Source organism: Pseudoduganella sp. GCM10020061, assembly GCF_042683405.1.
Taxonomy (GTDB): domain Bacteria; phylum Pseudomonadota; class Gammaproteobacteria; order Burkholderiales; family Burkholderiaceae_D; genus Telluria.
In genome coordinates, this window is record NZ_JBHUJS010000001.1 from 21601 (window position 1) to 45118 (window position 23518).

17 protein-coding genes are annotated in these 23518 nt (G+C 62.3%); 6 read left to right on the forward strand and 11 right to left on the reverse strand.

All coding sequences use genetic code 11. The features are described 5' to 3' along the window. Positions 1–4: 4 nt before the first annotated feature. Together dnaN and gyrB are read left to right on the forward strand one after the other, a co-directional pair. The gene (dnaN, locus tag ACFSQR_RS00125; RefSeq protein WP_377726660.1) at positions 5–1111 is read left to right on the forward strand and encodes a DNA polymerase III subunit beta; all 1107 of its coding nucleotides are present in this window, start codon (positions 5–7) and stop codon (positions 1109–1111) included. A 109-nt stretch (positions 1112–1220) separates the two neighbouring features. Next, positions 1221–3719 (forward strand): DNA topoisomerase (ATP-hydrolyzing) subunit B, encoded by a 2499-nt coding sequence (gene gyrB, locus ACFSQR_RS00130; RefSeq protein WP_377726663.1) that lies wholly within the window; start codon positions 1221–1223, stop codon positions 3717–3719. Positions 3720–3770: 51 nt separating this feature from the next. On the opposite strand, the gene ACFSQR_RS00135 is transcribed toward gyrB, so the two are convergent. The 6 genes from ACFSQR_RS00135 to tssF all read right to left on the reverse strand — a co-directional run bounded on the left by ACFSQR_RS00135 (position 3771) and on the right by tssF (position 14807). Continuing rightward, positions 3771–5807: a DNA/RNA helicase domain-containing protein gene (locus ACFSQR_RS00135; protein WP_377726665.1), complete on the reverse strand. Its 2037-nt coding sequence runs from the start codon at positions 5805–5807 to the stop codon at positions 3771–3773. A 346-nt stretch (positions 5808–6153) separates the two neighbouring features. Beyond that, entirely contained in the window at positions 6154–7182 is a 1029-nt protein-coding gene (locus ACFSQR_RS00140) for a tetratricopeptide repeat protein (protein ID WP_377726668.1), read from the reverse strand. Positions 7183–7184: 2 nt separating this feature from the next. Continuing rightward, complete coding sequence (locus tag ACFSQR_RS00145) at positions 7185–9125, reverse strand: phospholipase D-like domain-containing protein (protein WP_377726670.1); 1941 nt, start codon at positions 9123–9125, stop codon at positions 7185–7187. Between the two features lie 108 nt (positions 9126–9233). After that, complete coding sequence (locus ACFSQR_RS00150) at positions 9234–11981, reverse strand: type VI secretion system Vgr family protein (RefSeq protein WP_377726673.1); 2748 nt, start codon at positions 11979–11981, stop codon at positions 9234–9236. Then, on the reverse strand, positions 11968–13008 hold the full coding sequence (gene tssG / locus ACFSQR_RS00155; RefSeq protein WP_377726675.1) for a type VI secretion system baseplate subunit TssG: 1041 nt from the start codon (positions 13006–13008) through the stop codon (positions 11968–11970). Before tssG ends, ACFSQR_RS00150 begins: the two co-directional genes overlap by 14 nt. Next, the gene (tssF, locus tag ACFSQR_RS00160) at positions 13008–14807 is read right to left on the reverse strand and encodes a type VI secretion system baseplate subunit TssF (protein ID WP_377726677.1); all 1800 of its coding nucleotides are present in this window, start codon (positions 14805–14807) and stop codon (positions 13008–13010) included. Before tssF ends, tssG begins: the two co-directional genes overlap by 1 nt. Positions 14808–14964: 157 nt before the next feature. Between tssF and ACFSQR_RS00165 the strand changes: the two genes are divergently transcribed. From ACFSQR_RS00165 to ACFSQR_RS00175, 3 genes are all read left to right on the forward strand, one after another. Next, positions 14965–15993 carry a lipid A deacylase LpxR family protein gene (locus ACFSQR_RS00165; protein WP_377726679.1) on the forward strand — a complete coding sequence of 343 codons (1029 nt, stop codon included), beginning with the start codon at positions 14965–14967 and terminating at the stop codon, positions 15991–15993. A gap of 59 nt (positions 15994–16052) precedes the next feature. Further along, positions 16053–16454, forward strand: a complete 402-nt coding sequence (locus ACFSQR_RS00170; RefSeq protein WP_377726681.1) for a hypothetical protein — start codon at positions 16053–16055, stop codon at positions 16452–16454. Positions 16455–16715: 261 nt separating this feature from the next. Continuing rightward, positions 16716–18344: a methyl-accepting chemotaxis protein gene (locus ACFSQR_RS00175; protein WP_377726683.1), complete on the forward strand. Its 1629-nt coding sequence runs from the start codon at positions 16716–16718 to the stop codon at positions 18342–18344. Positions 18345–18365: 21 nt separating this feature from the next. Here ACFSQR_RS00175 and ACFSQR_RS00180 read toward each other — a convergent pair whose 3' ends face one another. The 3 genes from ACFSQR_RS00180 to folE form a co-directional block, all read right to left on the reverse strand. Further along, complete coding sequence (locus ACFSQR_RS00180; protein ID WP_377726686.1) at positions 18366–18968, reverse strand: phosphatase PAP2 family protein; 603 nt, start codon at positions 18966–18968, stop codon at positions 18366–18368. Between the two features lie 45 nt (positions 18969–19013). After that, positions 19014–19346 carry a transposase gene (locus tag ACFSQR_RS00185; RefSeq protein WP_377726688.1) on the reverse strand — a complete coding sequence of 111 codons (333 nt, stop codon included), beginning with the start codon at positions 19344–19346 and terminating at the stop codon, positions 19014–19016. A 72-nt stretch (positions 19347–19418) separates the two neighbouring features. After that, positions 19419–19982 carry a GTP cyclohydrolase I FolE gene (gene folE / locus ACFSQR_RS00190; protein ID WP_377726690.1) on the reverse strand — a complete coding sequence of 188 codons (564 nt, stop codon included), beginning with the start codon at positions 19980–19982 and terminating at the stop codon, positions 19419–19421. A gap of 145 nt (positions 19983–20127) precedes the next feature. Between folE and ACFSQR_RS00195 the strand changes: the two genes are divergently transcribed. After that, on the forward strand, positions 20128–20976 hold the full coding sequence (locus tag ACFSQR_RS00195) for a hypothetical protein (RefSeq protein WP_377726692.1): 849 nt from the start codon (positions 20128–20130) through the stop codon (positions 20974–20976). 70 nt (positions 20977–21046) lie between these two features. Here ACFSQR_RS00195 and nudC read toward each other — a convergent pair whose 3' ends face one another. Next, positions 21047–21877 carry an NAD(+) diphosphatase gene (nudC, locus tag ACFSQR_RS00200; protein WP_377726694.1) on the reverse strand — a complete coding sequence of 277 codons (831 nt, stop codon included), beginning with the start codon at positions 21875–21877 and terminating at the stop codon, positions 21047–21049. A gap of 35 nt (positions 21878–21912) precedes the next feature. Further along, the gene (locus ACFSQR_RS00205; protein ID WP_377726696.1) at positions 21913–23448 is read right to left on the reverse strand and encodes a PAS domain S-box protein; all 1536 of its coding nucleotides are present in this window, start codon (positions 23446–23448) and stop codon (positions 21913–21915) included. Between the last annotated feature and the right edge of the window lie 70 nt (positions 23449–23518).

Consider the following 23518-nt stretch of genomic DNA (forward strand, 5'->3'; position numbering starts at 1 on the left):
AGCTATGCAATTGGTCAAAACCACCCGAGACACGCTTCTCCGGCCACTGCAGATCGTGAGCGGTATTGTCGAGCGTCGGCACACTATGCCGATTCTGGCCAATATCCTCATCCGCAAGGACGGCGAACACGTCTCGTTCCTGTCTACCGACACCGAAGTGCAGATCACCACGAACGCGGCGATCGGTTCGGGTCCTGAAGTCGAAGGCACCACCGTGGCCGCGCGCAAGCTGCTCGACATCCTGCGCGCGCTGCCGGAATCGGGCGACGTGACCATGACGCTGGCGAACAAGCGCCTGACCGTCCAGTCGGGCAAGTCGCGCTTCGCCCTGCAGACGCTGGCGGCCGAAGAGTTCCCGACCGTGGCCGTGGCCGACACCTACAACGCCACCGTGACCCTGCCGCAGAAGACCCTGAAGCACCTGTTCAACATGGTGCACTTCTCGATGGCGCAGCAGGACATCCGCTACTACCTGAACGGCCTGCTGCTGGTGCTGGACGGCCGCAACGTGATCGCCGTGGCGACCGACGGCCACCGCCTGGCCTTCTGCCAGGTCGAGACCGAGCAGGAATTCGCGCGCCAGGAAGTGATCATCCCGCGCAAGACCATCATCGAGCTGCAGCGCCTGCTGGAAGAGACCGACGACACGGTCCAGCTGGACATCGCCGCCTCCCAGGTCAAGCTGACCTTTGCCGACATCGAACTGGTGTCCAAGCTGGTCGAGGGCAAATTCCCCGACTACACCCGCGTGATCCCGAAGGGCTACAAGAACGACTTCACGATCAGCCGCGACGAACTGCTGCGTTCCCTGCAGCGCGCCGCGATCATGACCAGCGATAAGTTCAAGGGTGTACGCTGCATCATCACCCCGGGCAGCATGAAGATCAGCTCGACCAACGCCGACCAAGAAGAAGCGGTCGAAGAACTCGAGATCGACTACGGCGGCGACAGCATCGACATCGGCTTCAACGTCACCTACCTGCTCGACGTGCTGAACAACCTGAAGTGCGAGCAGGTGAACATCGCACTGGGCGACTCCAACTCGTCGGCCCTGATCTCGATTCCCGAGAACCAGGACTTCAAGTACGTCGTCATGCCAATGCGTATCTGACCAGGCACCTCGTCCCCGCTTGCGCGGGGACCAATGCCGGGCGAACCGAAGCCTCACCCTGTTATTGCAGGACCAGCCGCACCGCAATCACCGTTATATTGAGAAAGTCATGTCCGTGAATCCAACAGATCTCCCAGTCCCGCCAAAGTCGGAAGACTACGGCGCCGCCTCCATCCAGATCCTCGAGGGCCTGGAAGCGGTGCGCAAGCGCCCTGGCATGTACATCGGTGACACGTCCGACGGCACCGGCCTGCACCACCTGGTGTTCGAAGTGCTGGACAACTCGATCGACGAGGCGCTGGCCGGGCACTGCACCGAGATCCACGTAACGATCCACTCGGACAACTCGATCTCGATCACCGACAACGGCCGCGGCATCCCGGTCGGCCTCAAGATGGACGACAAGCACGAACCGAAGCGCTCCGCCGCCGAGATCGTGCTGACCGAGCTGCACGCGGGCGGCAAGTTCGACCAGAACGCCTACAAGGTGTCCGGCGGCCTGCACGGCGTGGGTGTCTCCTGCGTGAACGCGCTGTCCAAGCTGCTGCGCGTGACCATCCGCCGCGACGGCAAAGTGCACCAGATGGACTTTGTGCGTGGCGTGGCGCAGAACCGCGAAATCGAGATGCGCGACGGCGTGCCCGTCTCCCCGATCAAGGTGATCGGCGAGACCGACAAGCGCGGCACCGAAGTGCACTTCTGGGCAGACGAAGAGATCTTCACGCACGTCGAGTTCCACTACGAGATCCTGTCCAAGCGCATCCGCGAACTGTCGTTCCTGAATAACGGCGTCAACATCAAGCTGACCGACCAGCGCACCGGCAAGGAAGAACTGTTCGCGTTCGAAGGCGGCACCCGCGGCTTTGTCGAATACATCAACCGCGCCAAGACCGTGCTGCACCCGACCGTGTTCCAGGCCACCGGCGAGCGCCAGTCCGACCAGAACACCACCATCTCGGTGGATGTGTCGATGCAGTGGAACGACTCGTACAACGAGCAGGTGCTGTGCTTTACCAATAACATCCCGCAGCGCGACGGCGGCACCCACCTGACCGGCCTGCGCGCCGCGATGACGCGCGTGATCAACAAATACATCGAAGAGAACGAACTGGCCAAGAAGGCCAAGGTGGAAGTGTCCGGCGACGACATGCGCGAAGGCCTGACCTGCGTGCTGTCCGTGAAGGTGCCGGAGCCGAAGTTCTCCTCGCAGACCAAGGACAAGCTGGTGTCGTCCGAAGTGCGCGGCCCGGTCGAGGAGATCGTCGCCAAGACGCTGACCGACTTCCTGATGGAGAAGCCGAACGACGCCAAGATCATCTGCGGCAAAATCGTGGAAGCGGCGCGTGCGCGCGAAGCGGCCCGCAAGGCACGCGACCTGACCCGCCGCAAAGGCGTGATGGACGGCCTGGGCCTGTCCGCCAAGCTGGCCGACTGCCAGGAAAAGGATCCTGCGCTGTCCGAACTGTACATCGTCGAGGGTGACTCCGCAGGCGGCTCCGCCAAGCAGGGCCGCGACCGCAAGTTCCAGGCGATCCTGCCGCTGCGAGGCAAGGTGCTGAACGTGGAGAAGGCGCGCTTCGAGAAGATGCTGTCGTCCGAACAGATCACCACCCTGATCGCGACGCTGGGGACCTCGATCGGACCGGACGAATTCAACGTCGAGAAGCTGCGCTACCACCGCATCATCATCATGACCGACGCGGACGTCGACGGCGCCCACATCCGCACCCTGCTGCTGACGCTGTTCTACCGCCAGATGCCGCAGCTGGTGGAGCGCGGCCACGTGTACATCGCGCAGCCGCCGCTGTACAAGGTAAAGGCCGGCCGCGACGAGCGCTACCTGAAGGACGACGTCGAGGAAGCGAGCTACATGATGACCGTGGCGCTGAACGGCGCCGTGCTGACTCCGCGCGAAGGCGCCGACCCGATCCAGGGCGAAGCGCTGGCTGAACTGGTCCGCCAGTACAACTACGCGAATGCGGTGATGATGCGCCTGGGCCGCGTGATCGACCGCCATGCGCTGACCGCGATCATGACCGGCGTGGTGCTCAAGCTGGATACGCTGGAGAACGCGCAGGCGTCCGCCGTGGCGATGGCCGACGCGATGAACGACCGCGCCGTGACCGTGACGGTACAGTCGGACGAACTATCGGACAAGCACGCGCTGCGCATCGAGCGCATCCACCACGGCAACGTGAAGGTGAGCGTGATCGACGCCGACTTCGTGGAAGGCGCCGACTACGGCGTGCTGGCCAACGCGGCCGCCACCTTCAAGGGCCTGATCGGCGAAGGCGCGTTCGTGCGCCGCGGCGAAGGCGAGAAGGTGAAGGAATCGGCAGTGCACGACTTCACGCACGCGATGCAGTGGCTGCGCGACGAGGCGGAACGTACGGTGTCGAAGCAGCGCTACAAGGGTCTGGGTGAGATGAATCCGGACCAGCTGTGGGAAACCACCATGGATCCGACTGTGAGGCGCCTGCTGAAGGTGCAGATCGAAGACGCCATTGCCGCCGACCAGATTTTCACGACGCTGATGGGTGACGAAGTGGAACCGCGCCGTAACTTCATCGAATCGAACGCACTGCACGCCGGCAACATCGATGTGTAATTCTCGATCGACGAAAGCGGCCGTTTGGCCGCTTTCGCTTTCTGAGAACCATTACGCTTTGCTCTGTCTCGCCTCCGGCAGTAGGTGAGCCCCGCACCGCACCAAGAAGTTAACAGTATCGTCGAGTGGGCCACACGCTCGGGTGCTGTCGTTATCATCCCCACTTGGAACCCAGAGAATCATTCCTTCGCGTGCTCTGGTCAACAATACTCGATATGTATTTTCGATAAATTGTCGCTCTATGAGCGATTGCACCCGCTTCCACGCATTGCCAGAAAGGCGCTTGAATGCCCACCTCGCGTTCGCGGTGTCCCAAAGGAAATCGCCTCCCCAGCAGATTGCTGCGAAATCAAGCTCGAGCCCTTGGCATGTGTATTCGTTAGCTGGTACTTCGAGCGCAAAAGATGAGCGGATGTCTCCTGGTTCATTCAGATACCAATGCGCGATTTCGTCACCGGCAGCAGCGTGGAGCATTGTGCCCAACCCATCAGCGCGTAGTCGACGTGCACCAGAACTCGCCACGAGACCAAACCTACGTTCACCCCGTCCGCTTGTACGCAACCACCCCTTCGCCTCGTTCAGCGACCTTGTCACCAAGATAGGATAGGGTCCCAGACGCAATGCTGACTCCCTTGCGGCAGCTTCGTCTCCAGCGAGCACGGCATTAACCCAACTACTGACGCTAGGTGAGCGATAGCTACGTTGAGGTACCAGGAGCTGCAGTGATGGTTCTACCTGTACAACGACCTCCGCTGGCATGGGTCCCAGGGTGAACTTTCCGGCCGAGGGGCCACCCTGTACGACGTCCGGCGGTGCGTATATCTTCCAAGTTGATTTGTTCTGCTGGGCTAGCTTGCGAACAGCTTCTCCCCATCCCCAGACGCCCTCTTCCCCTGAATTGATTTCCTGCCCGCCGCCTACCAGGCATACGCAGACGCACCAATCTTGATGTCGCTGCATTAGCTCCAGGATCAGCACTGGCTCAGAAGCTGTTCGATTAAATTTCTCCAAGCCCTGCTTTTCATCCCAGGCTCGCTGTGCCTCGTCGAACACGATGACGTGGTCATGTGGTGGAACATCGGGGCTTCCCCGAAAACCTTCTTGAAGGTAATCATTGATGTGTTGGATCCGCGCCCGCACACTCGACCGAATTTCTTGAAGTGTACGCCTCCCCCCTCTGCTTTTGATGCGTTTATCCTCGTCCCGGGCAAGTGCCTCCCGTAAAACAGCTACAAGCGGAGTGTTCCCAGAGAGGTAGACCGTATCGCCGTGCTGATCGATTCCGAGTGCGCTATGCACAACATAAAGTCCGGCGAGGGTTTTACCAGATCCCGGCACTCCGGTCAGGAGAATAAGGTAGCGCTCCTTCTTATCTCGAGCTTCCCTGATGAGCTCCACGAGGCGGGTCGATGCGGACTGCAAATTTTCGGCGTCGGCATTGGCTATACTTCGGACATCATGCCCGGCAAAAATATTGGTAGCAGCCTCGATTACGCTGGGGACTGGACGGTAGGGTGACCGATCCCACTGTTCAGCAACGATATGCGTGTCACCCGCACCTTCGATTGAGATAAGTAGTGGAGCTAACCCGGTTTGCCCGATGCGCACAACAGGGGCAACCATCTCCGGCGTTCGCGCGACAGCTCGATACTGCGTCGACTCCACGGCGTTGGTACTCCAGAGAACAGGAATGATCCGCCTCGCATTGCTCTCTGCATGGAAATCACGAAGGTCTAGTGCGTATTCTTCGACCTGTCGCTGATCCGCGCTGTTGAATTCAGATGAACCCACCTTGAACTCGACAACGACAATTGTTGGACCGGCCAAAATGATGGCATCGATTCGTCTACGTAAGCGATAAAGCGGATATTCCAGTAGGATAGTCCACTCCGCAGCTTCAGGCCTGATCTTCACTAGCGCCGTTAACTGCTGTTTAAGGAGTGGCACGGACTCACGCCACGATTCAGATGCTCGCGTGTATTGAGTCGAGAACCCATCCGAAGCATATTTGTGCTGAAGTACGCCTACTATTTCATTAACGTCTGCTTCCAGTAATCCCTCCACCTGCTGGCGATAATAAGCGGCCATCCCGACAATTCCGATAGTTATTGAACAAATCAGAATACCATGCTGAATTTACGTTGGCGGCCTTTCCTGCAGGATGTTCAATTTCGGGTCGCGGATATCGCCAGTTAAGGTTCCGGGATCGGTAAAAACCCATCGTTCTAGTCATAGTGAAAAATTCGTGCTCACTGCAGTTTCCATTCACTCAGCGATTCAACGATCTCACCGCATGCCGCAGCCTGTACCCACGGGTAACGTCACCGAAAAAAGAATATGGGCCATCCTCTAGGCGCTCGTGTTCTCGATTTCCTTCCGCGATTAAGAACGAGGGAATCGCTTCTAGTGACTGCGCCCCCCTGATCGGCCCTGTCTAATAGCTCGGTGGACCACAATCTTCCGACCCGATCGCATCCTGCACGCTATTCCAAGGAGGAAGTTCTGCGGGTGGAAGAGGTAGCGCCTTGTTGAGCCGCTTCAGTCGTAAATCAGGGTTGAGTTCTAAGGCCTTGTCGATCTCTTGGTACCTCTTTTCACGTTCGACGTCGGGCTTAAGACCTAACTCGCGAAGCTTACTCATCTGCTCCGCGGTGTAGCTATTCCACCGTCTTGTCCCAAAAAACAGCATCAGCGCGGTAGCCGATTCTTCGTTCCCAAAACGAACGCCATCTTGGTAAAAATTGAGCGCCTCGCGGAATTGGCCCTTTACCTTCGCCATGACCCCCAGTGCCCTGGCTGCCGGACCATGATCTTGCTTGTAGGCGCACGTACGCAGGTAAAGCGCTTCGTCAGTCCGTGCGGCACTCTCATACGCTTCGGCGAGCGCCATCTGCGCGTCTGGGCTGCCTAGTTCGGCGGCCCTGCGGTAGTAGGCAAACGAAATAGCTTTGTCCATGACGGCGCCGCCGTAGCCATATTGATGGGCAACGCCAAGATCGTAATAACCCCATGCCTGTCCGGCGGCGACCGCTTGACGAATGATTTGCACGGCTTTCTCGGGCTGCGGGTCGAGAACCCTATTTGTATCGAGCGGCCCTAACCCTTCAAGATAGAAGTGCGCAAGCAGCGCACGCGCGCCCCAGTCGCCTTTCTCAGCCGCGAGCCTAACATCAGCAAGAATATTTAGTAGTTCCTGCCGCGTAAATTGGAACTCGACTTTGCTACGCCAGAATTTGCGGGCATTGATATAGATTCGGTACGCTTCCGGGTCTCGCTCACGCGGCATGTGATCCTTCCAGCGACCACACACCGGAGGGGGATCGGTCACCCTGAATTCATGAAGACCAGGCGGTATGGTATGCATGGCGACGTACTCCAGATGTGATCGATATTTGAGACCGCCAGAAACAAGTGCTCCTGCGAGCACGCCCAGGGACAGCAAACGAATGGCTGCTTTGTTCACGGCTATATGAGGGGAGCGCCCGGCTTCCGGTCCACTTGGAACGCTACGATCTGGCCCAAAAGTGGCTCGTTGCTTTTCATTGCTTGCGCATTTTCGGTCATCCTATCGTTCCAGTCCTTGAAGATATTCTGCATATCCTCGAACTGTCCGGGACCGGGGTCGCCAGCGCATTGGGTGAACAAATCGCAACGGAGCTTGTACGCCACTTCCTTCGCTTGGCTGAGAATGTTCAGTTCGCTGTCGATAGCCATGCTGCGAACATTCAAGTTTGCCGAGCCAACGGTAAAGGCAGCATCGTCCACTATCGCCACCTTTGAGTGAATGTAGATTTCCTCGTACTCGGCAGGCCTGGGCTTCGGCTGGGCACAGGTCCACAATGAACCCATGACCGCCTTAATGCCAATTTTCGATAGCTGCTTGGGTGTGATCGGCGGCTCTCGTTTGCCCCGGCTCGCCTGTTCTACCGCCTCGTTGTGCTGGAACTGCATTGTGGCGCTATGTCCGAGTTGCTGTGCCACGTCATAGGTGGCAATGTCCATCCCGTCCCGTTCGGGCGTGGATGTCAGGATGAAGACATATATCGGTTTGTTAAATCGGCCCTCGCGTAGCCGCTGCACGCAATCCTTCAGGTGCGTGGCCCAAGCGCCATACTGGATGTACTGGTTCTGGATAAAAATGTAGTGGTGCATCTGTCGCGTCAGATTCGCATAGCATTCCTTGATAGTCTTCTCGCCATGCATTGGCTGCGTCCGCAATAGTTGCGCACTATGCTGACCGCCGGGAAGAATAAAGGCTTCTGGCTTGATGGCTTTCCGACGTTTTTCAAAATCGTGATCTGGGTCGCGGTGTGTCAGCTTCTGAATCCCGCGGCTGATGTTGTGCAAGTTCCGGCCCAAGTATTTCGTGATCAGCCAATACTTCTCGGTGAAGAAGGAACTCGGCGGCGTAGACTCGCTCCATCCCTGGCAGAAATTGTGATTCAGGTCGTAGAGCACCGGTCCGCGAACACGCGCGGACACGTCCTGATAAGGTTTCGCCACGTACGCGTTACGCTTCAGGTTGTATTCCAACTCCCGTTTTTTAGTTTCGAGTTCTGCGTTGCTGGGGCGGTACGCTGTTCCTAAGTGGCCGCCAGCTCCGTGATTGAGGGCCGGACCTTCGTTAAATGACATCGGGTCCGCGCGATAAAAAGTTTCACGACGCGGGTCTTGGTAGATGTGGGCCGCCGTGTCCCAAAAATCGGTGATTGAATTGTGGCCCATGACGTAACCCACAGCTTTTGCCGGGAGTTCGTAGTCGATCAACAGCATCTTCTGGTGATGGGTTGGAAAACGGGCGGTTGCCTGCGCTGCCACGTTTAAAGGCACGTCTTCGCCCCCGAGCGATTTGGGGAAGAGTTCAGGCAAGATCGAGCGCACGTGAAAGCAGATATTCTTTATTTCGCCTGAACAAATTCTTTCAAACCATTCGGCATTGTATTTTTGGTGGCCCTCCGTGTAAAAGCCAGTCGCGCTTGAGCAGCCGATCGAGGGAAAGCGGGTTCCGTAATAGCCTGGAATGTTCTTCATCAGGGTCTGGCTCACCTGGTCGTCGTACCACACGAGCAACCGGACCATTACAGGATCCTTCTTTCTTGTGGCAATCGCCAAGAGCAGGTCGCCGTAGCGCTGTCCATCCTGCGCCGTGAACCCTCGCTTAAGCACCATGCCGGGATCAAAGCCCCAAGTGATGATGTCAACGGTGCGGGTCGCGGCCTTGATATCAGCGGCGACCCACGAGAAGACCTCCTCACCGCAGATGAGCGGCTCAATGCTGCCGCGGTGGCGCGGAGGATAGAGGCGCTTTGGGGTCTGCACCCACCACGGCAACGTGAGGCATTGGTATGGTCCAGTCGTCTTCCTGTAAGACAGCGTCTGCTTGTACAGATGCGCGTTTTCGTTCATTCCCCCCATGCCCGGCCCCGCGTAAGTTGGTTATCGAGGTGTGTAGCTGTGCTTTGCGACATCGTGAGCGAGGAAACGAACTTCCTCTCATAAACCGTCGGATCTGAATTAAGACGTCGGCGCATTTTGGCCGGCCTGAATATCGACGGAGAGATCGGAAAGAAGCCTGTCATTCTCCAGCGTGTCATGATCATCGGTGAGGCAGCCGCCCTGATTGCAATATCCATGGTGGCCCAATCCTGCACTGGCTTCGTGCCGTTCCGTTAAGTCGCCGGAATTGATAACAAAGACTTGTCCGTTGGGGAGTTCCAACTGATATTCGACTTCGGAATCGAGGTCATGTTCAAATGAGATGTTCCCGCGCTCGTCGATCTGTCCTTCTTCAACGACAGCCCCATCCCTGCAGAGCTTGAAGGGTAGACCCGCTCCAGATTTACCCATCGCGCCCGCGTGGCTACCCAGATGAAAAGCGCCCATCCCTTTCATCGCGGTGTCCACAAGCGAGGGCATGTTAATCGCCATCTCGACGCTCTTAGGCCCCAAGAAATCGTGTGATGCGCCATGGTAGATGTGCTTCCCGGTGGTCCCATGTTCGATGCCGCCGGCGTTATATTTGGCGTAGCTACCGCCGCCGTTGATTACTATCTCTTCCTTTGCCGTTATCGTGATGCGATTTGCCGTCTGCGTTATATTGAGTTTCGCAAGCAAATTGATGCTGTCGGATAGTGCCTGTAGGTCGATATTGGCCTCAGCCGCGATCAGTTTCATGCCAGTCTTTCGAACAAATAACCTGAAAGCGTCTTTCACGCTCGCGAAGAAGCCCCCGCCGGTGGCGATGGACAGGCTTTGCCCACTCGTCAGAGCCGTGTGCTGGAGGCTCGCTAGATGTGTCGAGCCTGCCGTGTTGGAGTGGATACCCGCGGGGCTCGCCAGTACCAAGTGCGGTGCAGAGAGTTCCGCGCCAGGGCTTTCCTTACCGCCCGCAATCTCATCAGTCTGGCGTTTGATTGCGAGGACTGCATCAGGCTGGCAGTCCTGCGCCCCGTTTTGCTGTGCCAAATCTGTGAGCGATTCGTGGCACTGCTGAGCAATGTCGAGGCGTTGAAGCGTTTCACGCATGTCCTTGATCGCCCCATTTGCCGACTGGCGCGCTTCAGTTGTGATTAGGAGGCCCTTCGCGGCGCGGGCGACGCCGTGACCATCGGTTCGAAGTTCCCATCCCTCACCGCGGCCATCCTTCCGTCCGAGATTATCCTCAACCCTGTTGATGTGGCCGAGCGACAACTGACTGTGTTGGTGATCGCTCTTGAGCTGCGCTTGAATCTGCCCTGGCGTGTCGTCCAACAACAGGTGATTGCCGCGCTTCGCTGCCTTTAACTCATTGCTGCGCAGTCCGCACAGAGCTCGTTGAGATGGCAACTGCCAGTTGGGCATGCGTTTCGTGTTCGCCAGCGCGCCAACGATGAGCGGTCGATCGCAATTTCCCTCCAAGTACTGTACGACCACTTCGTCTCCCACACGTGGCAGAGCGATCTGACCGAACTGCGAACCAGCCCACGCGGTCATCACCCTCACCCACGGAGAACTCGTAGGGTCAGATTTACCATCACGGTGCCAATGGAACTGCACGCGCACGCGCCCATACTCGTCGGTGTAGATCTCCTCGCCCGGCGGGCCGACCACGGTGGCCGTCTGCACGCCGTAGATCCTCGTATCGGTGCTGTTGTAGCCACGCGGCGGGCGCCAGCGCACGTTCTTGCGTACGCACCTCATCTCGTTGGTGTATTCGGAGCGCGAGGTTTCGTTGTTCTGGTAGTTGTTCGATGCGATGTGGCGAACGGATACCACCATATGCTCGCCGCCATCGCCCTCGCTAAAGAAGTGGCCGGCCAGCGTGAAGGAGCGGCCCGGCTGCAGTGCCCTGTGGTTGCCTCGCGCGGTGACGGTGATGCCGTCGACCGCCAGCTGGTCCATGCGCCGTTCGGCGAGGGCCTCGCCCGCTCCAGCGTCGCGGAAGCCGTAGGCGCCCGTGCTTTCGAATACCTCCTGGGCAGGAACGAGGCCCTGGTCAACCACCGCACCGCCTTCAGCATTCGCAGCGCTGGCGTGCTTGAAGTCGTAGCTGCCCACTGCGGACTGCGTCGGCACCGCCACCTGCTCCGGCATCCAATGGCTGATGCCGTCGTCCTCGATCGATCCAGATTCCGCTCGGTACTCGATGGTCGCCGCGTCGCCGTCCAGCGGATTGGCATAAGTGCTGTCGTCGGATACCCACAGCGTGTGGCCGTCGTAGCGGTGCTCGTACCAGTAGAACAAGCCGGCGTCCTCGAGCCGCCGGTGTATGTGATTGTGGTCGGTCTCGTTGTACTGCACCGCGAGCGTGATGTCCGGCAGCGGTGCGATCAGGCGGCACTGGAAGTCGCGCTGCAGGTAGTGCTCAAAGGTCTTGTCGCACAGCTCGACCAGGGTCATATTCTGGAACAGCCTGCACTCCTGGCGCAGCCGCAGGAAGGCCAGCCACGGCGACAGCACCATGCGGTAGTGCGCGAAGCCGCCGTCGGTCTTGGTAAAGCCGAACTGTGTGACGTAGCCGTTAAAGTAGCGCAGCGTGCCGTCATTGCGCACCAGCGATACCGTGACCATGCGGCCCATGACCTTGTTGATCGGGATGGAGGCATCGTCCGACAGCACTTCCACGTGGAAGGTGAAGTCGCGCGACAGCCCTTCGTCCGCGTCGATGGAGTTGACCAGCATGCGCACGTCCGGCCCGTCCTCGCGCGGGAAGTCCATGCGCAGCAGGCGTTGGCCCTGCCAGTCGCCGTACAGCAGGGCGGCGATGTCGTTAATCAGGTTCATCGGTATCGGTTCCTTCCCCCGGCCGGAGGATGTAGCGCATGTCGGCGCGGTCATGCAGGGACGCGCCGGACAGCAGGTAGCTGTTGAGGCCAAGTGCGAATGTGCCGTCCAGCTTCAACGGCTGCACCTGTTCCTTGGCGACGACGACTGTGATGTCGAACTCGGTGGTGGGCACGGCGAACAGGCCGAGCACCTTCGCCAGCGCGCGTGCTCCAAGGCCGGCGCGACTGAATTCTTCTGCCTTCTCCCGCGTTTGCGGATACAGCGTGACGGCGCAGCGGATATCGCGGCGGTGCATGTGCGATCCCAGCACGCTCGGCGTGCCGCGACCCAGGGTGCTGCTGCCCAGCCGGGCCTGGAACGCTTCGGGAACCGGGTGCAGGGTCTGGACGCCCGGCTGCACGTCTACCCGCATGTCGAAATAGCGCGACAACACCTGTTCGAGCACGACGGCGGACACTGGGCGGTGGCGCAGCAGCCCGGCGTAATAGGTCTCGAGCTTGCGCACGCATGCCGACCGATCGTCTTCACCCTGCGAGGCGGCCAGCGCCAGCAGGCGCGGGCGGAGCGCGGCGCTGTCGCAGTCCGCCGCCAGTTCGAAGCGCTGCGCTTTCCACGCTTCGTAGAACAGGCTGACCAGGCGCGATGACAGCGCATCCAGGAAGGCGCGGCGCGCCTCGCCGAGTCCTTCCCCGCCGGCGTTGTGCACGGCTTCGGTGTAGTGCAGGGGCAGGGTGCCGTGCACGCCCAACATGCCGATGAAGGTCGGCGTGATGCGCACCTGCGGGCTCTCGCCGGCGCGAATGGCTCGCGCCAACTGTTCCGCCGATAACGAATGCTGCGCTCGGTCGATGGACAGGCTTTCCACTTCACCCGGCGCAAATCCCAGCGACGTGCTGTTGGGGAACCGGATGTGGTCGCGCACCGCTGTGGCGGGGTCGGCGCCCGCTGCGGCGAGCATGCGCTCCATCTCGCGCACGACCTGGAAGAAGTCGAACCGGGCCGGTTCTTCTAGGATCTCGCTCATTACGCAAGTCCCTTCCCGGAGCGGGCGGCAAAGCGCACCAGTTCGCGCCCGTCCTCGCTACGTACGACCAGGCGGGTGAACAGGTTCAACTGGCCGTACATGCCGAGGAAGCGGTCGAGCACCTGGCAGAACACGTGCACACCGGTCCCCACGAATGCCGCGGGCGCAATCGACAGCCGTATTTCCACCCCCGGCATCATTGCAGCCACGGCGTCCTCGTGCACCCAGTCCATCGCCGGCGCAAAGGCGATGCCGGTGATGCCGTTGACCATTCGGGTCGCGGACGCGGAGTGCGACAGGTCGTACAGCAGCAGCATTTCCTGGAATTCGCGCAGGCCCAGGTTGGTGAGCGGCCTGCTTCCCAGCGCCAGCTGCGATACCAGCTTCCAATGCGATCCGCGTCCCCCCGGCGGCATGCACGGGAGGGTCGGCTTACGCAGCAGGCGGACGTGCGCGGCGCCAAAACTGCCGGTCGCCACCAGGTCGCCCTCCACGGCGCCGCACGCCAGCAACGACGGCAGGGAGCCGTTGGAGCACAGCAGCTCGGTCGAAATCGTCTGCACGCCGGAGCGCGCGGGTTCAAGCTCCTGGTCTACCAGCGCAATACGCAAGGGTGGGCGCACGGCCCCACCGTCGCCGGAGTAATCGCGGCTGGCCACCCAGTAGGGCTTGTCCGGTTGGGCGTAGTGGGTGCTGTAGAAGGGCGTGAGCTCTACCACCTCTGGTGCCCCGCCGCTGGTATCGATGGTGCGGACCGCCTGCACGGCGACGATGTCGTAGGCGTCCGGCCGCCTCTCGTCTGCGCTCAGGATGTAGTCTGGCGAGGTATTGGTGACGGTAATCGGCACGCCGGGCCGCAGGAACAGGTTGACGGCGGGTGTGCAGCCGAGCTGCAGGTGCCGGGCGGACAGCCCGGACAGCATGCGCGCGCGGTCCGAGTCGAGCGCCACGTCGCGCAGCACGATGTGCAGCGTGCCGCCGTTGCGCGCAAGCGGCGCTTCCTCCAGGATCGACGCGAGGTCGATGTCGAAGAAGTTGAACTTCTCGGCGAAGGCGAAGAATTCGGTCAGCAGGCGGTAAGCGGGATGGGAACGGTCGTCCGTTGGCATCATCGCCTCGTCATCGCCGAAGCCGACGGGCAGCAGCGGCACGGAGCGCAGCCGCGTCCAACGCGCGGATCCGGGCAGGACCACGTACGCTGCGATCGCATTCAGGAACAGCGTGTCGCGCAGCGTGGCGCTGAACGAACGGTCGCCGTCGATGAACACGCGCGCGCGCTGCGGCGACTCCGGCTCCAGGCCGCTCCAGCCGATGCTGATGCGCGCGGTCGCGTCCTGCGGCAACCCTGCGGCAGGGGCGGCGATGTCGGGCGAGTACGCGGCACTGGTGATATGGAAGGAGGCCAGGTCAACGTCATACACGGTGGTGAACGTGCACTTGACGCCGTCGACAGGTTCGGAAGCCATTTGCGTGCCGCGCGCAATGCGCTGCGGCCTTGCGCCGGCACCGGCGATGAACTGGACCACTGTGCTGGAGGGGAATTGGCGCAGCAGCGCGGGCTCGATCGATCCGAGGATCGCTTCGGTCAGCCGGGGGTAGCCATCGTCGTGCCGTTTCGCGGCGCGGCCGGCGAGCATGGCCAGCGCCTGGATGATGCGTTCGACCAGCGGGTCCGCGCTTTCGCCGCCGCCCGGGCCGCCCAGCAGGCCCGTCAGTGCAGGATAGCGCTCGCAGAGCTGCTTGCACTCGTCGCGCAGGAAACCCAGTTCGCGCTCGTAGTATGGCAACAGGCTGTCCATCGCTCCCCTTGCATCAAAGCATGAGGACAAATCTTTGCCGATAAGCACGAGCCGAACGTTGATCTTTGCCAAGATCTCGCGCCAGTCGACTTTGCGCAAAGTATCTCGAGTGCAACCGCATAGACTCCGCTTGTCACCGACACGACGTGGAGGCCGAATGCGGCACAGCCCGCCTGCCCTGCTGCTCCTGCTTGCGCTTGGCGCCGGGTCCTGCATCGCCCACGCTTCCGCGGGCAGGCACGTCACGTTCGAGAATGACCGCTTCTACGATACCGACCGCTACTACACCAACGGCATCCAGCTGTCGCTCACCCGTGCCGGAGGCGACAAGCCGGGGTGGGCGCGGTGGGCCTGCCGGGAATTCGGATGTGCGGATGCCGCGGTCCAGCATAGCGTGCACAACCTGGGCCAGATCATGTACACCCCCGTGGTGATCTCCGAGCCGCAACCCCAGCCGTTCGATCGCCCCTGGGCCGGCCTGCTCTACTACGAGCGCGGCTACACGCTGGTCGCGCCGGACCAGAAGACGTTGACAACGCTGACATGGCTGGCCGGCGTCACCGGCCCGGCCTCGCTGGCCGAACAGTCGCAGAAGCTGGTGCACCGGGTGATGGACATTCCGCCGCCGCAGGGCTGGCACAACCAGGTCGGCGGCACGCTCGGGCTGATGGCCACCGTCGAAAAGCGCCGCGCGTTCGAGGCGCTCAGTGCAGACTGGAGCAGCGGAATGCAGCTGCGCTCCGCCGTGTACTGGCGCCTGGCGCTAGGCAACGTCATGACCCACGCGGGCGCCGGCATTGCGGTCGCTCTGGGCAGGGACTTGCCGCTGGTCGTCGGCAGCCCGTCGGGCATCCAGAACAAGGCCAGGGCGGTGCCGGCGCTCGATGCCGCCTGCCTGCTCAAGTGGCTGCGCTGCACGACCTTCGCCAGCGCCGAGGTTCGTGCAGTGGCGTACAACGTCTTCCTGGACGGGCGCATCGGGCGCGACGATCCCGAGGTGGACAGCCGGCCCTTCGTCGGCGAAACCTCGGTCGGGATGCGGCTCGACCTGCCCCGCTCGCGCAGCGCCAGCCATGGTCCGTGGTTCCTGCAGTTGAAGGTGACGCGGCGCTCGAGGGAATTCCGCTCCGCCCGGCCGGTCTACAGCCACACCTTCGGGTCGATCTCCGCTGGCGTCGACTGGTGAATGGACGAGGTACAAGCTGCGTTCTATACTGTTCGGAAACCAACTCGCCCTGACCCGCCATGCGCCGTGCCTTCGTCCTCCTCTTGCCCGTCCTGCTCGCCGGCTGCGTTCGTGATTCGGCGACGTATTACATCAGCGGTAACGAGCACACCGTGACGGTGCGCGCCGAGCAGCCCTACTTCTGGGACGACAGCGTCGACCTGTCGTTGCTGGCGGCGCGCCTGCCCGAATGCCAGCGCCTGTTCCGGCTGGCGAAAGCCGCACCCGGCCTGGCGCTCACGCTGCACTCGGATGGGGACAACGCGTTCACCCTCAAATCGGACGCAGGCACCTGGAGTTTCGAGACCGAACGCTGCACGATGCTGGAACCAAAACCCGCCACTGGCGAGCTCATCGGCACCTTCCGGCTGGAAGGAAAGCAGATGGTGTTTGCCCCTGCGGCGCCTTCCGCCGCGCCCTGAGCGCCGCCTGCGATGACGCTTTGTCGCAACATACCCGACAGGATTTGATACATTTGGTGATATTTGCATCGACTATGTGTATCATCTCATCAGTTGCAGAAAAGAACTGTTCGTTGTTAAAAAGCAAGTAATTCACGTAGCGCGACTCATCAGCGCGTACAACTGACACCTCCCCCTGCGAATTCCGCGCCCCTGGTCCTCCCGGGGCGCAGCTGCGTCCGTGCGCGCCGCGCACGCCACACAATCAACAGCTACAACAACATGAGCATTGCAAATTTGAAGGTAGGAACCCGCCTTGCACTTGGGTTCGGATGTGTCTGCGTCGTTCTCCTGGCCACCATCGGGATCGGACTGGTCGAACTGGGCGTCATTCGCGGCGGCACCAAATTGATCGCGGAAGACAAATGGCCGAAGATCCAGCACCAGCAGGAAGCACTGACCCAGGTCGACGAGATCGCGATCGCCCTGCGTAACATGATGCTGAACGCGGACCCGGCGGACCGCAGCGTCCAGAAGAAGGCCATCCTGGCCGCCCGGGAAGACGCCAACAAGGCGCTTGCCTACCTCCAGGACAAAGTGAAGTCCGAGAAAGGGACGGCGAAACTGCGCGAGATTATGGCCAACCGGGAAAAGTACCTGGCCGGGCAGAACGCCCTCATCGAACTCATCGAGGCAGGCCAGGATGAGGAAGCGAAAGCCTACCTCAAAAACAACCTGCGGCCTGTTTTGCGTGCGTACAAGCTGTCGCTGGAAGCGATGATCGACCACGAAATCACCCAGATCAATGCCGCTGCGGTGGAGGCGGACCTCACCTACGCCAATGCGCGCAACGTGATGATCGGCCTTGGCGTCCTGGCGCTGCTGGTGTCGGGCGGCGTCGGGTACGTGATTTCGCGCAGCCTGCTCAAGCAGCTGGGCGGCGAACCGGCCTATGCAATGGACATCGCCGCCGAGATCGCCTCGGGCAACCTCGGCGTCCAGGTCCGGGTTGCCGAAGGCGACCGCTCCAGCCTGATCCACGCACTGAACGAGATGCGCGCCCAGCTTGCCACGGTGGTGCAGGAAGTTCGCTCGGGCACCGACCTGATCAACACCGCTGCCAGCGAAATCGCCGCCGGCAACCAGGAGCTGTCGGCGCGCACCGAACAGCAGGCCAGCGCGCTCGAGGAAACCGCATCGTCGATGGAAGAGCTGACCACGACCGTCGCGCAGAACGCCGACAATGCGCGCCAGGCCAACCAGCTGGCGATGTCGGCATCGGGCGTGGCAAAACAGGGCGGCGCCGTGGTGGCCAAGGTGGTCGACACGATGGCCGCGATCAACACTTCCGCGCGCAGCATCGTCGACATCATCAGCGTCATCGATGGCATCGCGTTCCAGACCAATATCCTGGCGCTGAATGCGGCGGTGGAAGCGGCACGCGCCGGCGAACAGGGCCGCGGCTTCGCCGTGGTGGCGACGGAAGTGCGCACGCTCGCCCAGCGTTCCGCCGCCGCAGCCAAGGAAATCAAGCTGCTGATCGATACGTCGGTGGAGAATGTGGACGCCGGTGCGCGCCTGGTCGACCAGGCCGGCGCGACGATGGCCGAGATCATCGAGAGTGTCAGCCGCGTCACCGACATCATGAGCGAGATCGCCGCGGCCAGCACCGAGCAGCAGGCCGGCATCGAGCAGATCAACCAGGCCGTAACCGACATGGACGACGTCACCCAGCAGAATGCGGCCCTCGTGGAAGAGGCGGCGGCAGCGTCGGCGTCGATGCAGGAACAGGCTGCGGCGCTGGCCGACGTGGTCGGCGTGTTCAGGATGGAGTCGGGGGGCCGGGCCCCGCGTCCGGCAGCGCCGGGCCATGCGGCGCGCGTCCGGCTGCCGCGCGCGCTCCCGGCGTAAGAAGGAAAAGGGCCGGCCGGCCTACGGCCGCGCCCAGCCCCGGCGGATCGCCAGGCTGAACAGGCGCTGATACACGGGAATGGTCAGCGCCAGCACCGCTTTCACCGCGCCGCGGGCCTGCGGCTGGGTCGACAATGCCGCCACGCCCAGCGCCATGAGCAGCGCCCCTGCCATGTCCAGCGGGAAGTGAACACCCACATACACCCGGGCCCATGCGGTCGCCAGCGCTGCCAGCAGCATCCACAGGCCGAGCGCACGGGTGTGGACGGACGACAGCAGCACGAACGCCATGGTGAACATGATCGTGGCGTGATCGCTCGGGAACGAACTGTCCCCATCATGCTGCAGGATATTTTCCGCAAGCCCCACCACGAACGGCCGCTGGCTGAACCACACCAGCGCGACGATCCCATTCGCCAACAGCGCAAAGGCAACAGCGAGCGCTGCGCGCATCGCGACGGCGCGGACTTCCGGCGTGCCGCGCAACCACATTAACGCCAGCATCGTCGGCACCAGCATGATCAGCCACTCGGCCGCGGCCACCGCGAGCATCAGGCGCGGGCCATGCAGCCCCGGTCCGGCATGCATCAGGGAAAATAACGAATGGTTAATGTTTTCAAACATGCCATAACATTACCTTAACTAAAAAAATGCTGGGTTGAATCGTGCTCAACCGTACGCGCCTTCGCCAGCCGGCGCGGCGCCGAGCCGGGTACGCAGCCGGGGGATCAGTTCCTGCTGCCCGGCCAGCTCCATGGCGCGTTCCAGCAGGGTCCTGTCGCCATCCCTGCCCATCGTCCACTGGGTGAAGTACTCGTGGACCGTGCGCCAGGGCGGGAAGTGGGGAGGCAGGCTGCGCCAGGGAATGCCCGTCTCGAGCAGGTACATGACGGCCTCGAACACGTTGATGAGGTCGTGGACACGCGGACGGGTACGGCGGCGCGCACCCTCCAGCAGGGCGCGGGCGGGGGCGAATTGCTCGGGAGTGAGAGGTGCGGCCATGGCTGCTCCAAATAGGCTTGGAGCGCGCACATGGCCCGCAAGTTCCGCTGAACGGGGACGGTCCCCCGGGTCTTAGTCGCGCGCGAGGGCGAGGAACTCGGTGCGCAGCGCCAGGTTCGGCTGCAGTTCGCCCAGCATGGCGGAGGTGATGGTTTCTTCGCCCGGCGTGCGGATGCCGCGGCTTTCCATGCACATGTGGCGGCACTTGACCACCACGCCGACCGCCTTCGGCTCGAGCGCGCTCATCAGGGCTTCGGCGATCTGGATGGTCATGCGCTCCTGCACCTGCAGGCGCTTGGCGAAGCAGTCCACCAGGCGGGTCAGCTTGGACAGGCCGACGATCTTGCCGTTCGGCAGATAACCGATGGTCGCCTTGCCGAAGAACGGCGCCAGGTGGTGCTCGCAATGGCTGTACACGGGAATGCCGCGCACGACGATCAGTTCGTTGTACTGCTCCGCGCCGTCTTCGAACGCCTTCAGCAGTTCCACCGGGTCCATGTGGTAGCCCGACGTCCAGTGCTTCCACGCCTTGGCCACGCGCGACGGCGTCTCGTGCAGGCCGGCGCGGTCCGGATTTTCGCCCAGGCTCTCGATCAGGCGGCGCCAGTCGTTTTCGGTGAATGCGTCGTTGGACATAAGTAGGAGCTACCAAAAAAATCAGTCGGGACGACAGTATATAGAAATCCCCGCTTCCTGTTGAATGAAGGAAGGTTTGATGTAAGGACAGCTAGCCCGGCCGCACAGGACTATGGTGAAACTATCAACGCTCCGGGAGACCGCCATGTTCGGAAGCACCGTTCTCGAAGTGGCCATCGGCATGACGTTCTGCTATGCCTTCGTTGGCCTGCTGGTCACCACCATCCAGGAAGCGATCGCGTCGGCCCTGCGCCTGCGCGCCCGCACCCTGCTCACCGCCGTCAAGGCGATGTTCAACGATCCCGGGTTCACCCGGCTGGCGCGGGACCTGTACGCGCATGCGCTGGTCAATCCGCGCGACGACGGTATGGCGCCGGTGCAGTCGGCGCTGGAGAACAAGCCCTCGTACATCTCGCCCAAGCACTTCGCGATGGCGCTGGTCGACATCATCCAGAGCGTGCCGAACAACTGGGAGCAACTGCGCAGCGACATCGACGCGCTGGAAGACCCGCAGGTGCGCAACGCGCTGCAAAGCATGTACCTGCGCGCGGACGGCAACATGGAGCGCTTCCAGCAATACCTGGCCAACTGGTTCGACAACACCATGGAGCGCGTCTCCGGCAGCTACAAGCGCCGCTCGGCGATGATCAGCCTGCTGATCTCGCTGACGATCGCAGTCACCTTCAACATCGACAGCATCCACCTGTTCAGCACCCTGTGGCAGCAGCCGACGCTGGCCGCGCAGCTCAAGCTGCCGGAAGCTTCGGTCAACGGCGATGCGCTGGCCGCGCTGCGCACGCTGCCGGTGGGCTGGGCGGAGTTCCCGCCGCGCCTGGACTCGGCCTTCCTGGTGCAGGTGGCCGGGTGGCTGCTGACTGCGGCCAGCAGCATGTTCGGCGCGCCGTTCTGGTTCGACCTGTTCCAGAGGCTGGTCAATATGCGCGGTACCGGCAGCAAGCCCAAGGACGCCGAGCCCGTGCCCCAGCGGGTCTAAGGGGACTACAGGGGACTGTCCCTGCAAGGGACCGTCCCCAGCTTTTTATGTGCGGGACGGCCTTGTCCGCTCAGCGGTCGTCCTGGACAGTCCCCGGCCGGTGCGCATCGACCAGCATGGCGGAGATGGAGAACTGCGTGATCGGCTCGGGCCATTCGTCGTCCGGGCCGAACCAGCGCGCATCGGAGATCTCGGCCGTATCGAGGCGGATCTCGCCATCGAGGTAGTCGGCGGTAAAGGCCAGCATGAGCGAATGCGGGAACGGCCACGACTGGCTGCCGAAGTAGCGCAGGTTGTGCACGCGCAGGCCCACTTCCTCGTGCACCTCGCGATGCACCGCTTCCTCCACCGATTCGCCCGCTTCGAGGAATCCCGCGAGCGGCGTGTAGCGCTTGGAAGGCGAGTGCACGTGCATGGCCAGCAGCACTGAGTCGCCCTTGCGGATCAGGACCATCATGGCCGGCGAGATGCGCGGATAGGCCAGATGGCCGCAGCCGCACCTTGCGCTGCGCTCGCTGGCGGAAAATTCGGTCGGCTTGCCGCAGGCGCCGCAGAAGCGGTGGGTGCGCGCCCATTCCACGATCTGGCCGGCGCGGCCGGCAAGGCCCAGCAGCTCGTCGTCCACGCTGCCGAACATCGAGCGCAAGCCGCGGAACGCATGCCCAGCCGGCGCTTGCGCGCCGCTGTCGGCCCAGGCCGCGCGCACATAGCGGCCCTCATGCAGTCCGACGGCGTGGAAGCGGCCGGGCGGCAGCGCCAGCTGCGCCACCGCGTCCTCGCTGGCGAAGGACAGGTCGGGTTCGTGCACCAGCACGCGGCCGTCCGAGAAGACGAGCGTGAGCGGGTCGGCGTGCTCCACCGGCGCCATCAACGGGATAAACGAAGCGGGTGTTTTCAGCATGGGATCGTTCGAAAGGCGGCGGCGCGCGCCGCGCGTCAGGTGGAGGCGGCGGGGAAGTACAGTTCGACCGACGTGCCCTGGCCTTCCTCGCTCTTGAGCACCACCTCGCCGCCGGACTGCACCATGAAGCCGTGCACCTGCGACAGGCCGAGGCCCGTGCCCTTGCCCACGTCCTTGGTGGAGTAGAACGGCTCGAAGGCCTTGCGCCGGGTCTCGGCGGACATGCCGACACCGGTGTCGGAAATGCAGATGCGGACGTAGCGCGCCGGCTGCAGCGTGCCCGCCTCGTTCGGGCCGAGCGTGACGTTGGAGGTGGCAAGGCCGAGCCGTCCGCCGTCCGGCATGGCGTCGCGCGCGTTGACGACCAGGTTCAGCAGGGCGGCCTCGAGGCGCGCCTCGTCCACCATCACCGGCCAGATTGCGTCGGCCAGGTCCATGTCGAACTTGATGGCCGAGGTCAGCGCCCCGCGCATCACCGGTTCGAAGCCGGTGATCAGCTGGTTGACGTCGCACAGCCTTGGCGCCAGCGGCTGCTGGCGCGCGAAGGCAAGCAGCTGCTGCGTCATGGTGGCGCCGCGGTCGACCGCGCGGCGCATAGTGTCGAGCACCGCGCTCGATTGCGGCGCCTGCACCGACAGCACGTCGAGCCCGCTCATCAGCACGTGCAGCAGGTTGTTGAAATCGTGCGCGATGCCGCCGGTCAGCTGGCCGATCGCTTCCATCTTCTGCGCCTGGAACAGCGCGGCGCGGGTCTGCTCCAGCGACTCGGCCGCCTTGCGCCGTTCGGTAATGTCGCGGGTGATCTTGGCAAAGCCGATCAGGTCCCCGGTCTCGCTGCGCAGCGCGTCGATGACCACGTGCGCAAAAAAGCGGGTGCCGTCCCTGCGCACGCGCCAGCCTTCGGCCTCGAAGCGGCCCTCGCGCGCTGCGGTCTCGAGCGCCCGTTGCGGCGTGCCCGCATTGCGGTCCTCCTCGGTGTAGAAGCGCGCGAAATTCTGGCCCAGCACCTCGTAAGATTTGTAGCCCTTGATGCGTTCCGCGCCGGCGTTCCAGTTGGTCACGTCGCCGGTGGGCGACAGCATGTAGATGGCGTAGTCGGTCACGCCCTGTACCAGGATGCGGAAGCGCTGCTCGCTTGCCTGCAGCTCTTCCTGCATGCGCTTGCGTTCGGTGATGTCGCGGGTGATCTTGGCAAAGCCGACCAGGTTGCCGTCGGCATCGAGCACGCGGTCCAGCAGCACGCTGGCCCAGAAGCGCGTGCCGTCCTTGCGCACGCGCCAGCCTTCGCTTTCAAATTTCCCTTCGGTCAGTGCGGTCTGCAGGGCAAGCGCGGGCAGGTTGGCGGCCTGGTCTTCGCCGGTGTAAAAGCGCGAGAAGTGGGTGCCGAGCACCTCGTCCTTCTTGTAGCCCTTGAACCGTTCGGCGCCCGCGTTCCAGCTGCTGACGTAGCCATCGGTGTCCAGCATGTAGATGGCATAGTCGCGAATGCCCGCCACGAGCAGCTCGAACTTGTGCTCGTGGGACATGGACGCCGTGCGCCGCAATACTGGTTGTTCGGATGGGTTGCTCATTGACTCACTGTGCTTTTGCGACACGAAACTATACGCCCATTCACCGCTTCTTGCTGCAAAGTATGCCACG

Bases quoted from the DNA above. Each gene is read 5' to 3' on its own strand.
- ACFSQR_RS00175 (WP_377726683.1), top strand. From the start codon at position 16,716: ATGAGCATTGCAAATTTGAAGGTAGGAACCCGCCTTGCACTTGGGTTC.
- tssF (WP_377726677.1), bottom strand. From the start codon at position 14,807: ATGGACAGCCTGTTGCCATACTACGAGCGCGAACTGGGTTTCCTGCGC.
- ACFSQR_RS00165 (WP_377726679.1), top strand. From the start codon at position 14,965: ATGCGGCACAGCCCGCCTGCCCTGCTGCTCCTGCTTGCGCTTGGCGCC.
- ACFSQR_RS00185 (WP_377726688.1), bottom strand. From the start codon at position 19,346: ATGGCCGCACCTCTCACTCCCGAGCAATTCGCCCCCGCCCGCGCCCTG.
- ACFSQR_RS00135 (WP_377726665.1), bottom strand. From the start codon at position 5,807: ATGGCCGCTTATTATCGCCAGCAGGTGGAGGGATTACTGGAAGCAGAC.
- ACFSQR_RS00170 (WP_377726681.1), top strand. From the start codon at position 16,053: ATGCGCCGTGCCTTCGTCCTCCTCTTGCCCGTCCTGCTCGCCGGCTGC.
- folE (WP_377726690.1), bottom strand. From the start codon at position 19,982: ATGTCCAACGACGCATTCACCGAAAACGACTGGCGCCGCCTGATCGAG.
- ACFSQR_RS00145 (WP_377726670.1), bottom strand. From the start codon at position 9,125: ATGAACGAAAACGCGCATCTGTACAAGCAGACGCTGTCTTACAGGAAG.
- tssG (WP_377726675.1), bottom strand. From the start codon at position 13,008: ATGAGCGAGATCCTAGAAGAACCGGCCCGGTTCGACTTCTTCCAGGTC.
- ACFSQR_RS00195 (WP_377726692.1), top strand. From the start codon at position 20,128: ATGTTCGGAAGCACCGTTCTCGAAGTGGCCATCGGCATGACGTTCTGC.
- ACFSQR_RS00180 (WP_377726686.1), bottom strand. From the start codon at position 18,968: ATGTTTGAAAACATTAACCATTCGTTATTTTCCCTGATGCATGCCGGA.
- nudC (WP_377726694.1), bottom strand. From the start codon at position 21,877: ATGCTGAAAACACCCGCTTCGTTTATCCCGTTGATGGCGCCGGTGGAG.
- gyrB (WP_377726663.1), top strand. From the start codon at position 1,221: ATGTCCGTGAATCCAACAGATCTCCCAGTCCCGCCAAAGTCGGAAGAC.
- ACFSQR_RS00205 (WP_377726696.1), bottom strand. From the start codon at position 23,448: ATGAGCAACCCATCCGAACAACCAGTATTGCGGCGCACGGCGTCCATG.
- dnaN (WP_377726660.1), top strand. From the start codon at position 5: ATGCAATTGGTCAAAACCACCCGAGACACGCTTCTCCGGCCACTGCAG.
- ACFSQR_RS00150 (WP_377726673.1), bottom strand. From the start codon at position 11,981: ATGAACCTGATTAACGACATCGCCGCCCTGCTGTACGGCGACTGGCAG.